This is a genomic window from Massilia sp. YIM B02763, from assembly GCF_030412015.1.
In the GTDB taxonomy this organism is placed as follows: Bacteria; Pseudomonadota; Gammaproteobacteria; order Burkholderiales; family Burkholderiaceae_D; genus Telluria.
Genome location: NZ_JASNRD010000003.1, coordinates 111,325 through 123,648, shown reverse-complemented (window position 1 = coordinate 123,648; position 12,324 = coordinate 111,325). Strand labels below are relative to the sequence as shown.

Genomic DNA, 12,324 nt, shown 5'->3' with positions numbered 1-12,324 from the left:
AAGATGTTTGGAACCATGAAACGCGGCGTCAACGCATACGCCAACGTGGGCCTCGAGACCGGCATCGCCTCGGCCTCGCCGCACGCGCTGATCATCATGCTGTACGACGGCGCCCTGGTCGCGCTGCTCAGCGCCAAGACGAATATCGCCGCCAACAACATCGCCGCCAAGGGCCAGGCAATCTCGAAGGCGATCACGATCATCGACAACGGCCTGCGCGCCTCGCTCGACAGGAACGCCGGCGGCGAGATCGCGGCCAACCTGGACGCCCTGTACGACTACATGAGCCGCCGCCTGCTGCACGCCAACCTCAAGAACGACGTCGCCATCATCGACGAGATCCACGGCCTGCTGGCGGACCTGCGCAGCGCCTGGGTCCAGATCGGCGAGAAGGTCAACCAGCCGGCCCTGGCGCCGTCGCCGATGCCGAAAGCCGCCACGCTCGTGAGCGCCTGATTGGGAAACGCAATGATGATGAACGGACAGGAAGTGGTCTCGGTATATGAAGCGATGGTCGGCATCAGCGACCAGATGCTGGCGGCGGCCGCCAGCAGCGACTGGGACCGCCTGGTCCAGCTCGAGCACCAGTGCGCCGCCTGCGTGCGCCAGCTGAAGGACAATGGCGACGGCCAGCCGCTCGCCGCCCAGGAGCGCGTGCGCAAGGTCGATGCGATCCGCAAGATGATGGCCGTGGACCGCAAGATCCGCGACCTGACGCAGCCGTGGATGGCCAACCTGTCCGCCCTGATGAACAACAACCAGACCGAACGCCGCCTGGCGCGCGCCTACGGCCTGTAAGCCCGCCCTCCCTGAACCATGCTGTCGCGCGACCAGTTGTCCATTCCGCAGGTCGCCCGTACCGCACCGGTCGCGGCGGCGCAGGGCGTGGCCGATCCGCGCCAGCAGGACTTCCAGCGCGCGCTCTCGGTCATGCTCGGCCAGTCGATGCAGGCCGAGGTGCTGTCGAAACTCCCCGACGGCAGCTTCATGGTGCGCGTGGCCGACATGGCGGCGCGCATGCCGCTGCCGAACGGCGCGCAGCCGGGCACCCAGGTGCCGCTGACGCTCGTCGCCATCAACCCCCGTCCCACCTTCCAGGTCCAGACCGCCCAGGGCACGCCCGCCTTCGCGGAAGCCGCCGCCGCCGACGCGCAGGGCGCCGCGGCCAATGCGCCGCTGGCCTACCTGGAGGGCAAGGCGGCCGCCGCCATGACGCGCACGGCCGCCCTGCTCGCGAGCGCGCAGACGCTGGCCAGGGTGCCGGGCGGGGCCGCCGACGGCGCCAATGCCTCGATCAGCACGGCCGGCAAGGCGCTGGGCGACGTCATCGCCGCCGCCCAGAAGGCCGAGACGCAGTCGACGGCGGCGCTGGGCCGCACGCCCCTGCTGCCCGCCGCCAGCGCCGACGCGGGCCAGATCGCGGCCGCGCTGCAGGACGGCCTGGGCAAGAGCGGCCTGTTCTACGAGTCGCACGTGGCCGACTGGGCCCAGGGCGCGCGCACGCTGGGCGACCTGGCGGCCGAGCCCCAGGCGCGCGGCACGCCGGCGCCCACCGATCCGGCCACGGCCCAGTTCATCAACCTGCAATTGAACGCGCACGAACAGGGGCGCGTCGCCTGGCAGGGCCAGTTGTGGCCGGGCCAGGACCTGCATTGGGAAGTCGAGCGCGACGCCCATGGAAACGGCCAGGGCGGCCAGGACGGTGGCGATGCCGCCCCCACCTGGCAGAGCAGCCTGCGCCTGCGCTTCGGCGCGCTGGGCGAGATCGCCGCGCGCGTCGTGCTGTCCGGCGACCAGTTGCACATCCAGCTCGACGCCGCCAGCCAGGAAGCGGGCGACGCGATGCAGGCGGCGCGCGACCGCCTGAGCGACGCCTTGGCCGCGGCCGGCACGCCGCTGTCGACGCTGGCCATCAAGGCCGTGCCATCGGCACCGCCCGGGGAAGCGTCCGATGAGCAGCCCTGAGCAGGAAGCACGGAAACGGCAGACGGCCGTCGCCCTCGCCTACGGGACGGGCGACCCGGCGCCGAAGGTGGTGGCCAAGGGCCGCGGCCTGGTGGCCGAGCAGATCATCGGGCGCGCCAAGGAGGCCGGCGTGTTCGTGCACGAATCGAAGGAGCTCGTGTCCCTGCTGATGCAGGTCGACCTCGACAAGCAGATTCCGCCCGGCCTCTACCGCGCCATTGCCGAACTACTGGCGTGGTTATATTATATTGAGTCCGCGCAAGCTACCGGCGGGGCTGCTCCCCCGCCTCCGGAGACGGCGCACCTCCTGCCCCCACAAGAAAAACCGGTTGGAACCGATGCAAGCAATCACTGATGCCGAACTGGCAGCCTGGCACGACTACGAAGTCGAGTCCCGCAGGGAGATCGTCGCGCTGCTGCGCCAGATCGCCGAAAAGAACCAGCTGGTCCGCATGCTGGTCAAGGGAGAGAACGACGTCTGCGTGACGTCGCTGCTGAAAGTCGATCCCGACACCGATACCGTCGTCATCGACCGCTCGGTCAACCTGGAACAGAACCTGCGCATCGTCGCCGCGGCCCAGGTGCGCTGCGAAACCTCGCTCGACAAGATCCGCATCCTGTTCGCGCTGGAAAACCTGAGCGAGATCGCATTCGAAGGCGGCACCGCGCTGCGCGCCGACATCCCGAAGAGCCTGATCCGCCTGCAGCGGCGCGAGTACTACCGCATGCCCACGCCCGTCTCGACGCCCGTGATGGCCACGATTCCCCTGCCAGCCGACCTCGGCGGCGGCACCGCCAGCTTCCCGCTGGGCGACATCAGCGTGGGCGGCATCGCCATCCTGGACAACCAGCACCGCCTGGGCACCACGGTCGGCGCCACCTTCGACGGCTGCCGCATCGACCTGCCGGAGATCGGCCCCGTCACCTGCTCGCTGCAGATCCGCAATTCGCTGGACATGACGCTGCTGAACAACAAGACGACGCGCCGCCTGGGCTGCCAGTTCGTCGACATCTCGCGCGGCAACCTGGCCGGCGTGCAGCGCTACATCACGAAGCTGGAGCGCGAGCGTAACGCGCGGCTGGCGGGATTGGCCTAGACTAGCCTGATCCGTCGTCCCCGCGAAGGCGGGGACCCATGCTGAGCAACCGAATTCCGTATATCAAAGACGCCGCGGTGCTCATATGGATCGACTTCGGAAACTCAGCATGGGTTCCCGCCTACGCGGGAACGACGGTTTTTCAGCACTTGGTTACATCACCCGCAGCCTCACTGCGTACCCCCGCCGCAATGGCCGCCCCCAGCTTGTCCAGCGCCGCCCGGTGCCCCGCCACCAGCGCCTCGTAGCCCGGTCCCACCGTTTCCTTGAACACGCTGCGGCACGTCAGCACCGCATCGGTACTGCCCTGGCGCACGCTCCAGGTCGCGTCGATCAATGCGTACGATCCCGGCGCCGACTCGAAGCGCTGGACGTTGGTGCTGATCCGGTACGTGGTCGCCCCGGCCGGCACCGGCGTGCGGTAGACGTCGATGGCGCCCAGCTCGGCGCTGACCTTCAGCGACAGCGCGCGGCCGATCTCGTCGGACAGCGGCGCCGCCCAGCGGTGCTGCTCCAGCAGGTCGACGCGGCCCGGCCCTTCGCTCACGACGAGCTGGCTGCGCCGCACCTGGGCCGGCACGACGACGCCCATCACTTCGATGTAGACGGGGTTCGCCGCCGGCGCGGCAGCGGCCGCGGGCGCGCCGCCGCCGGCGAGCGTATAGAAATGGTCCGGCGGGGTGCTGGCGCAGGCGGCCAGCAGGGCCGCCGCACCGATCGCGCCGCACCGGCGCAGGATGGTCGCAACATTCATTTCTTCTCCTTCGCTTTGCCCCGGATCAGCGATTCCGGATGGCGTTCGAGGTAGTCGGCCAGGTTGTTCAAGGACTCCATGGTGCGCGACACGTCCTGCAGCGCCTGGCGCAGGTCCGATTGCAGCGGCGAATCCTGTTCCAGCAGGTGCTGGGCGCTGGCGAAGGTCTTGCGGGCCTCGCCCAGCGTCTGCTGCATCTCCGGCAAGACCTTGCCGTCGAGGTCCTTGAGCAGCGCATTGGCCTGCACCAGCGTCGCGTTGAGGTTCTTGCCGATGTCGTCGAACGGGATCTTGTCGAGCTTGCCCGCGATGCTGGACAGCTGGCTCTGCAGTTCATCGAGCTGGCCCGGCACCGTCGGCAGCACGATGTCCTCGCCGCGCTCGGACAGCGCCGCCTTCGGCGCCTTCGGGAAGAAGTCGAGCGCAATGTACAGCTGGCTGGTGAGCAGGTTTCCAGTGCGCAGCTGGCCGCGCAGTCCGCGGCCCACCATGCGGGACAGGATGTCGAGGCGGCCGCGTTCGCCGTAGTTCTCGACGAACGCCCTGCCCAGGCGGTCCGGATACATGTCCACCGTGACCGGCATGCGGAAATCCTTGCTCGCGCGGTCGAATTCCACGCCCACGCTGCGCACCTCGCCCAGCACGATGCCGCGGAAGTCGAGCGGCGCGCCCGGCGCCAGGCCGCGCACCGACTGGTTGAAATACAGGACCGCCGTCACGCCCGGGCCGTCGGGCGGGCGCAGCGCCGCGGCGCGGTCGGCGCTCAGCACGAACTGGGTACCGGCCGGCGCCGGCGCCGCCGGCTTCCTGCCGTTTTCCGATTCGAACGAAATGCCGCCCGTGGCCAGCGCCGCCAGCGACTGGGTGTTCAGCTTGAAGCCGCTGGCGTCCAGGCGCACGTCGACGCCGCTCGCATGCCACCAGCGCGCATTGGTGCCGACGAAGCCGACGTAGGGCTCCTCGATGAATACGGACAAGTCGACGCCGTCGCCGTCGCGGTTCAGTTCCGCCGTCGCCACCTGGCCCACGCGGATGCGCCGGTAGTACACGGGCGAGCCGGCCGACAGCGAGCCGAGGTTGGCGCCGTGCAGGCGGTATTCGCGCCCCTTCAGGCCGGGCGGCACGGGCGGCGGATTCTCGAGGCCCGTGAAGTCGGATTTCGTCACGCCGGACTTGCCCGGCGCCGCGCCGATGTAGGGGCCGGACAGCAGCGTGCCGAGGCCCGACACGCCGCTCGCGCCGATCTGCGGGCGCACCACCCAGAAGCGGGTGTCCTCGGCGGCGAAGCGCTTCGCTTCCTTGGCCATCTCGATGGTCGCCACCACGCGCGTACCGTCCGGGCCGAGCTTGACCGACGTCACCTGGCCGATGTCCACGTCCTTGAACTTGACCTTGGTCTTGCCCGCTTCCAGTCCCTCCCCCGTATTGAAGCTGACGGTGATCTTCGGCCCCTTGTTGGTCATCCAGTTGGCGACCTGCACGGCGCCGACGATGGCGGCCAGCACGGGGATCAGCCAGACCAGCGACGGCAGCCAGCGGCTGGGCCGGTCCACTTCCGGCGATGGCGGCTTGGCCGGCGGGGGCGTGGGAGAAGCGGCGTTGCCGCCTTCCTCGTCATGCATGGTGTTCTCCGTTCGGTTCGATGGGATCCCAGATCAGGCGCGGATCGAACTGCGCCGAGGCGATCATGGTGAGGATGACGACGCAGCCGAAGGCCAGCGCGCCCGGTCCCGGGGTAATGGTCGCCAGCTGCTGGAAGCGCACCAGCGCGACCGTGAGCGTGACGACGAAGATGTCGAGCATGGACCAGCGGCCGATGAATTCGACCACGCGGTACAAGCGGGTGCGGCCGTGCGGCGCCCAGGTCGAGCGCCACTGCGCCGTCGCCGCCAGCAGGGCCAGCGCCAGCAGCTTCATGACGGGCACGGCGATGCTGGCGACGAAGATGATGATGGCCAGGCCCGGCGAGCCCGTGTTCCAGAACAGCGCCACGCCGCTCATGATGGTGTCGCCCTCGGCTCCGCTGCCGAGCGTTTCCGTGACCATCACGGGCAGGATGTTGGCGGGAATGTACAGCAGCGCGGCCGCGGCCAGCAGCGCCCAGGTCCGGACGATGCTGTTGGGGATGCGCCGGTGCAGGCGCGCGCTGCAGCGGGCGCAGCGCTGCCCGTGCGCCGGACCCGGCGCCATGGCATTGACAAGGCCGCAGGCGTGGCAAGCGACGAGCGCGCCGCCGCCCGGGCGGGCCAGGGGCCGGTAGGGATCCTTGCGCAGGTAGCGGTCGCCCAGCGCCCACAGCGCGCGCGGCTCGAAGCGCATGACGAGGGCGGCCAGGATGGTCAGCGCGCCGAAGGCGAACAAGCCCGGATGGGGCACGACGCGTGCCAGGCTCGTCATCTTGATGGCGGTGATCAGGATGCCGAGCATGAACACTTCCGTCATCGCCCAGTGGCGCGCCGCCTGCACGGTGCGCAGGCAGGCGTCGAAGCCGCGCACGCGGCGTCCGCGCCACAGCCCGCCCGCCACGTACAGCAGCGCGCCGAACTCGAGGGCGGGAAACACGAAGGCGAAGAAGAACACCATCACGGCGATCACCTGCATGTGCTCGCGCCACAGCACGCCGATGGATTCGAGCAGGGTCACGCTGGTGGACAGGCCGGACAGTTCCAGCGACACGATGGGGAAGCACTGGGCGATCAGGTAGACCAGCATCGCGCCCAGCGTCACGGCCACCATGGACGAGGGCCGCACGGCCGGCCCGGTCGCGTACCAGCGGTACAGCTCGCGGCGGCACCGGGTGCAGCGCGCCCGCTCGTGCACCCGCAAGGCATGCCACCCGTGCAGGCGGCCGCAGTCGTGGCAAGCGATCGACTCCCCTTCCCTCATGCAGTCACTGCCGGGACAAGGGAAGACGGGTGGATCGAGGATGTGGATGGCAAGGCAACTCCGGCGCAAAGATTGAAACTGGTCTTGTTATTATGACCAGTTTTCCGCATGCTAATGCGCACGATTACGAGCCGCAATGGCCGAAAGTCCAAGGCCGGACCATCACACCTGCATGTTCATGATGCTCTGGTAAGCCGACACCAGCTTGTTGCGCACCTGCACGGTGGCCTGGAAGCTGATGCTGGCCTTCTGCATCGCGATCATCGTGTCCGACAGGCTGACCGAATCGTCGCCCGAGGCGAAGCGCTTGCCCATGTCCTCGGCGCCGAGCTGGGCCTTGCTGACGTTGTCGAGCTGGGCCTTCAAGGCGTCCGAAAAACTGACCTTGCTGGACGCGTCGGCCGCGCCCGGCTTGGCGATGCCGCCGATATTGCCCAGGCCACCCGCCGCGCCCGCCGCGCCGGTGCCCCCGGCCGCGGACGCGCCGGCGGACGGCTTGGTGGCCGCCGCCTTCAGCTGCGCCATCATCGCTTCGATGCGGCTGCTGTCGATGCCGCCAATATTCATAGAATGCCTCCCAAATCTTGCAGCGTGCTTGGCAACCATGTCCACGCACCGGTTTCAGGCTTCCAGAATAGCAGTCGACGGTAAAATGTTGCCCATGAGCAGTGCGGTAAACATGGCCTTATTCGGCCCTTTGAATGTTGCCGCCCGGCTCCATAATGGCGTCCATATTCACCACACCCACCTTCCGACCTTGAACATGGCAACCGTAGCGGATCCTACTCTCGACAGCGACATCGATGCCGGCGCCGAACCGCCGAAGCCGAAGTACTGGGAAACCCCGATGGGCAAGAAGGTCGTCGCCGGCGGCGCGGCCGCCCTGGTGCTGGCCATCGTCGCCGCGATCTGGCTGTGGAGCTCGGCGCCGGAATACCGCGTCCTGTTCTCCAACTACACCGACCGCGACGGCGGCGCGATCACCGCCTCGCTCGACCAGATGGGCGTCAAGTACAAGTTCTCCGACGGCGGCACCGCGATCCTGGTGCCGGCCGACCAGGTCGCGAGCATCCGCCTGAAGCTGGCGTCGCAAGGCTTGCCGCGCGCCGGCAACGTCGGCTTCGAGCTGCTGGAAAACCAGAAGCTGGGCACCTCGCAGTTCGTCGAGCAGGTCAACTACCAGCGTTCGCTGGAAGGCGAGCTGGCCAATTCGATCCAGGCGCTGTCGGCCGTCAGCTCGGCGCGCGTGCACCTGGCGCTGCCCAAGCCGTCCGTGTTCGTGCGCGACCAGCAGAAGCCGACCGCGTCGGTGCTGCTGAACCTCCAGCCGGGCCGCGCGCTGGACCAGTCGCAAGTCAACGCCATCGTGCACCTGGTCGCCTCGTCGATCCCGGAACTGACCGCCGCCAACGTCACGGTGGTCGACCAGAACGGCGCCCTGCTGTCGGATACCGCCAACAAGGCCGGCAAGCAGCTCGATCCGAACCAGCTGAAGTACGTCGAGGCGCTGCAGCAGAACATCGTCAAGCAGGTCGAGTCGATCATCGCCCCGCTGGTGGGCCAGAACAACGTGCGCGCCGAGGCGACCGCCGAAGTGGACTTCGCCCAGGTCGATACCGCCGCCGAGATGTACAAGCCGAATTCGCCGCCGGAACCGCAGGCGATCCGCAGCCAGCAGACGTCGGAATCGACCGGTCCGGGCAGCGCCAATCCGTCCGGCGTGCCGGGCGCGCTGTCGAACCAGCCGCCGGGCGTGGCCACGGCCCCGATCGAAGGCGGCGCGCCGGCCCAGCCGGCCGCGAACACGGCGCCGACGCACAAGGATTCGACCACCAACTACGAAGTCGACAAGACCGTGCGCTTCGAGCAGAAGCCGATGGGCGGCATCAAGCGCCTGACCGTGGGCGTGGTGGTGAACTACCGCCGCATCGTCGACCCGGCTACCGGCAAGGTCTCGATCAAGCCGCTGACGGCCGCCGAAGTGGCCCAGATCAACGAGCTGGTCAAGCAGGCGATGGGCTACAGCCAGCAGCGCGGCGACACGCTGAACGTGACCAACGCTCCGTTCGACGGCGTCGACAAGCCGGCCGACGTCGGTCCGGACTGGTGGAAGGACCCGGCCAACCTGCCGCTGGCCAAGGACATCGCGAAATACCTGTTCATCGCCCTGGTGCTGGCCTTCCTGTACTACCGGATCCTGCGCCCGATCCTGAAGCCGGTGATGAAGACCTTCGACAAGGCGGTCGAGATGCCGGAAGAGCCGGAGCCGGAAGAACCCGAGCCGGAACCGGAACCCGATCCGGAAGAGGAAGCCGAGCTGGCACGCCAGGCGGAAGAAGAGAAGCAAGTGATCCTCTACAAGAACAATCTGGACATGGCGAAGAGCCTCGCACAAAACGACCCGCGCATCGTCGCGAACGTGATCAAGGAATGGTTGGGAGCTGAACAATGAGCGACAAGGACAAGGACACCACCAAGGCAGCCATCCTGATGCTGGCGCTGGGCGAGTCGGAAGCGGCCGAGGTCATGAAGTACCTGGGCCCGCGCGAAGTGCTGAAGCTGGGCGCCGCGATGGCGCAGATGAAGGCCGTGCAGCACGAGGAAGTGACCACCGTGCTGGCCGAGTTCCGCGAGCGCGTGGACCTGCAGTCGACCGTCGGCCTCGATTCGGACGAATACATCCGCCAGGTGCTGACCAAGGCGCTGGGCGACGACAAGGCGGCCGTGCTGCTGAACCGCATCCTGGGCGGCAAGGACGCCTCCGGCATCGAGAGCCTGAAGTGGATGGATTCGCAGTCCGTGGCCGAACTGATCCGCAACGAACACCCGCAGATCATCGCCACCATCCTCGTGCACCTGGAACGCGACCAGGCCTGCGAGATCCTGTCGCACTTCACGGACCGCCTGCGCAACGACGTGGTGCTGCGTATCGCCACGCTGGACGGCGTGCAGCCGGCCGCCTTGCGCGAGCTGAACGACGTGCTGACCAAGCTGCTGTCGGGTAACGAGCACATCAAGAAGTCCTCGCTGGGCGGCGTGCGTACCGCGGCCGAGATCCTGAACTTCATGAGCGGCGACCAGGAAAGCTCGGTGATGGAAAACATCAAGAACTACGACAACGACATGGCGCAGAAGATCATGGACGAGATGTTCGTGTTCGACAACATCATCGACATCGACGACCGCGGCATCCAGTTGCTGCTGCGCGAAGTGCAGTCGGAAATGCTGATCATCGCCCTGAAGGGCGCGTCGCAGGACTTGCGCGAGAAGATTTTCAGGAACATGTCGCAGCGCGCCGCCGAGATGATGCGCGAGGATCTCGAATCGAAAGGCCCCGTGCGCCTGTCCGAAGTAGAATCGCAGCAGAAGCAGATCCTGCAAATCGTGCGCCGCCTCGCCGACGAAGGCCAGATCGTCCTTGGCGGCAAAGGTGAAGACTCGTTCATTTAATGGCTATCTCGAAAGAATCGCAAACCGCCTACCAGCGCTGGGAGATGACGTCGTTCGGCGACGAGCGTCCCAGCGCCGTGGCCCAGCGCCGCGCCGCCGAAGCGGCGGCGGCGGCCGCCGCCGCGCCCCCTCCCCCGCCGCCCGAGCCCGTGGCGCCGGCCATCCCCCTGCCCACCATCGAGGAAATCGAGGCGATCCACGAGGCGGCGCGCCAGGAAGGCTTCGAGCAGGGCCACGCCGAGGGCCTGCAGTCCGGCCATGACGCCGGCTACCAGGACGGCCTGGCCCAGGGCCGCGCGGAAGCGGCCGAGGAAGCGGCGCGCCTGAAGGAGCTCGCGGCCAGCTTCGGCGACGCCGTCACCTACGCCGACGAGGCGATCTCGCACGACGTGCTGGAACTGGCCCTGAACCTGGCCAAGAACATGGTGCGCATCGCGCTGGACGTGAAGCCGGACCTGATCATCCCCATCGTGCGCGAGGCGATCGACTACCTGCCCACGCTGCAGCATCCCGCGATCCTGTTCCTGAATCCGGAAGACGTCCCCATCGTCAAGAACGGCATGGCGCACGAGCTCGAGACGGGCGGCTGGCGCATCGTCGAGGACGAGCACATCGCGCGCGGCGGCTGCCGCGTGGAGACGGCCAGCAACCAGATCGACGCCCAGGTCGCGCAGCGCTGGCAGCGCCTGGCGCATGCGCTGGGCAAGGACACGGAGTGGCTGGAGTGAGCGAGGCGCATGGCGAGGTGTCGGGCCAGGCCCGCCATACCGGCCGCTGGAAGGCCTACCTGAAGGATTGCGGCAACGTGCTCGACATCGTCGAGCCGATGCAGGTCTCGGGCCGCGTCACGCGCGTGGCCGGCCTCGTCATGGAATGCGTCGGCATCAAGCTGGCCGTCGGCGCCGCCTGCGAGATTCCCGTCGCTTCCGGCGCGCGCATCGAGGCCGAAGTGGTCGGCTTCGAGGGCGAGCGCCTGTTCCTGATGCCGCAGAGCGACGTCGAAGGCGTCGTGCCCGGCTCGCGCGTGTTCCCGGTCGAACCCGCCATTCCGAAACCCGGCAGCGTGGCGCACCCGCGCCGCCGCCCGGCCGACCGCGCGCGCCACCTGCCCGTCGGCTGGGGCCTGCTGGGCCGCGTCGTCGACGCCGCCGGCCGGCCGCTCGACAACAAGGGACCGCTCGACACCACCGAGATGGGCCCGCTGAACGCGCGCCCCATCAACCCGCTCGAGCGCGTGCCGATCTCGGAAACGCTGGACGTGGGCGTGCGTGCCATCAACGCCATGCTGACCGTGGGCCGCGGCCAGCGCCTGGGCCTGTTCGCCGGCACCGGCGTGGGCAAGTCGGTGCTGCTGGGGATGATCGCGCGCTATACGACGGCGGACGTGATCGTCGTCGGCCTGATCGGCGAACGGGGACGCGAAGTGAAGGAATTCATCGAGCAGATCCTGGGCCCGGAAGGACTGGCGCGCTCGGCCGTCGTGGCCGCGCCGGCCGACTCGCCGCCGCTGATGCGCCTGCAGGGCGCCGCGTATGCCACCGCCATCGCCGAGCACTTCCGCGACCAGGGCAAGAGCGTCATGCTGATCATGGATTCGCTGACCCGCTACGCGATGGCGCAGCGCGAGATCGCGCTGGCGATCGGCGAGCCGCCGGCGACGAAAGGCTATCCGCCGTCCGTGTTCGCCAAGCTGCCCGTGCTGGTGGAGCGGGCCGGCAACGGCCAGGAGGGCGGCGGCTCGATCACGGCGTTCTATACCGTGCTGTCCGAGGGCGACGACCAGCAGGATCCGATCGCCGACGCGGCGCGCGGCATCCTGGACGGCCACATCGTGCTCAACCGCCGCCTGGCCGAGGCGGGCCACTACCCCGCCATCGACATCGAGCAGTCGATCTCGCGCGCCATGCACAACATCACCTCGCGCGAGCACCAGATGGCGGCGCGCCAGCTCAAGCAGCTGTACTCGCGTTACGAGCGCTCGCGCGACCTGATCACGGTGGGCGCCTATGCCGCCGGCTCGGACCCGGTGCTGGACAAGGCGATCAAGCTGCACGACCGCATCGAGGGCTTCCTGTGCCAGGAAATCCACGACAACACCACCATGCTGCAGAGCTTGGGGGAATTGACCTCGCTATTCGACTGATTGAAAAGTTGCAGGTAGGCATATACTGA

Annotated in this window: 13 protein-coding genes; 9 read left to right on the top strand and 4 right to left on the bottom strand. The window is 68.2% G+C overall.

The annotated features are described in order from the left end of the window. Positions 1–3: 3 nt before the first annotated feature. The 5 genes from fliS to QPK32_RS06185 are packed head-to-tail and all read left to right on the top strand — an operon-like array spanning position 4 to position 3,062. Positions 4–456 carry a flagellar export chaperone FliS gene (fliS, locus tag QPK32_RS06205; RefSeq protein WP_290411909.1) on the top strand — a complete coding sequence of 151 codons (453 nt, stop codon included), beginning with the start codon at positions 4–6 and terminating at the stop codon, positions 454–456. A 12-nt stretch (positions 457–468) separates the two neighbouring features. Next, positions 469–798 carry a flagellar protein FliT gene (locus QPK32_RS06200; RefSeq protein WP_308632457.1) on the top strand — a complete coding sequence of 110 codons (330 nt, stop codon included), beginning with the start codon at positions 469–471 and terminating at the stop codon, positions 796–798. A gap of 18 nt (positions 799–816) precedes the next feature. Next, the gene (locus QPK32_RS06195) at positions 817–1,965 is read left to right on the top strand and encodes a flagellar hook-length control protein FliK (protein WP_290411908.1); all 1,149 of its coding nucleotides are present in this window, start codon (positions 817–819) and stop codon (positions 1,963–1,965) included. Further along, positions 1,952–2,320, top strand: a complete 369-nt coding sequence (locus QPK32_RS06190; protein ID WP_290411907.1) for an EscU/YscU/HrcU family type III secretion system export apparatus switch protein — start codon at positions 1,952–1,954, stop codon at positions 2,318–2,320. The genes QPK32_RS06195 and QPK32_RS06190 overlap by 14 nt, the downstream gene beginning before the upstream one ends. Next, on the top strand, positions 2,304–3,062 hold the full coding sequence (locus QPK32_RS06185; protein WP_290411906.1) for a flagellar brake protein: 759 nt from the start codon (positions 2,304–2,306) through the stop codon (positions 3,060–3,062). Before QPK32_RS06190 ends, QPK32_RS06185 begins: the two co-directional genes overlap by 17 nt. A gap of 142 nt (positions 3,063–3,204) precedes the next feature. Here the strand turns inward: QPK32_RS06185 and QPK32_RS06180 are convergent, their stop codons facing one another. The 4 genes from QPK32_RS06180 to fliE all read right to left on the bottom strand — a co-directional run bounded on the left by QPK32_RS06180 (position 3,205) and on the right by fliE (position 7,269). Then, positions 3,205–3,816: a membrane integrity-associated transporter subunit PqiC gene (locus tag QPK32_RS06180; protein ID WP_290411905.1), complete on the bottom strand. Its 612-nt coding sequence runs from the start codon at positions 3,814–3,816 to the stop codon at positions 3,205–3,207. Beyond that, complete coding sequence (locus QPK32_RS06175; protein WP_290411904.1) at positions 3,813–5,438, bottom strand: intermembrane transport protein PqiB; 1,626 nt, start codon at positions 5,436–5,438, stop codon at positions 3,813–3,815. Before QPK32_RS06175 ends, QPK32_RS06180 begins: the two co-directional genes overlap by 4 nt. Further along, positions 5,431–6,702: a PqiA/YebS family transporter subunit gene (locus tag QPK32_RS06170; RefSeq protein ID WP_290411903.1), complete on the bottom strand. Its 1,272-nt coding sequence runs from the start codon at positions 6,700–6,702 to the stop codon at positions 5,431–5,433. The genes QPK32_RS06175 and QPK32_RS06170 overlap by 8 nt, the downstream gene beginning before the upstream one ends. Positions 6,703–6,864: 162 nt before the next feature. Continuing rightward, positions 6,865–7,269: a flagellar hook-basal body complex protein FliE gene (fliE, locus tag QPK32_RS06165; protein WP_290411902.1), complete on the bottom strand. Its 405-nt coding sequence runs from the start codon at positions 7,267–7,269 to the stop codon at positions 6,865–6,867. Positions 7,270–7,465: 196 nt separating this feature from the next. On the opposite strand from fliE, the gene fliF reads away from it, so the two are divergent. From fliF to fliI, 4 genes are all read left to right on the top strand, one after another. After that, positions 7,466–9,154 carry a flagellar basal-body MS-ring/collar protein FliF gene (fliF, locus tag QPK32_RS06160; RefSeq protein WP_290411901.1) on the top strand — a complete coding sequence of 563 codons (1,689 nt, stop codon included), beginning with the start codon at positions 7,466–7,468 and terminating at the stop codon, positions 9,152–9,154. Next, positions 9,151–10,152: a flagellar motor switch protein FliG gene (gene fliG / locus QPK32_RS06155; RefSeq protein WP_290411900.1), complete on the top strand. Its 1,002-nt coding sequence runs from the start codon at positions 9,151–9,153 to the stop codon at positions 10,150–10,152. The genes fliF and fliG overlap by 4 nt, the downstream gene beginning before the upstream one ends. Continuing rightward, positions 10,152–10,880, top strand: coding sequence for a flagellar assembly protein FliH (gene fliH / locus QPK32_RS06150; protein WP_290411899.1), 729 nt, complete (start codon positions 10,152–10,154; stop codon positions 10,878–10,880). Before fliG ends, fliH begins: the two co-directional genes overlap by 1 nt. Positions 10,881–10,978: 98 nt before the next feature. Beyond that, complete coding sequence (gene fliI / locus QPK32_RS06145) at positions 10,979–12,295, top strand: flagellar protein export ATPase FliI (protein ID WP_290412183.1); 1,317 nt, start codon at positions 10,979–10,981, stop codon at positions 12,293–12,295. Positions 12,296–12,324 lie beyond the last annotated feature (29 nt).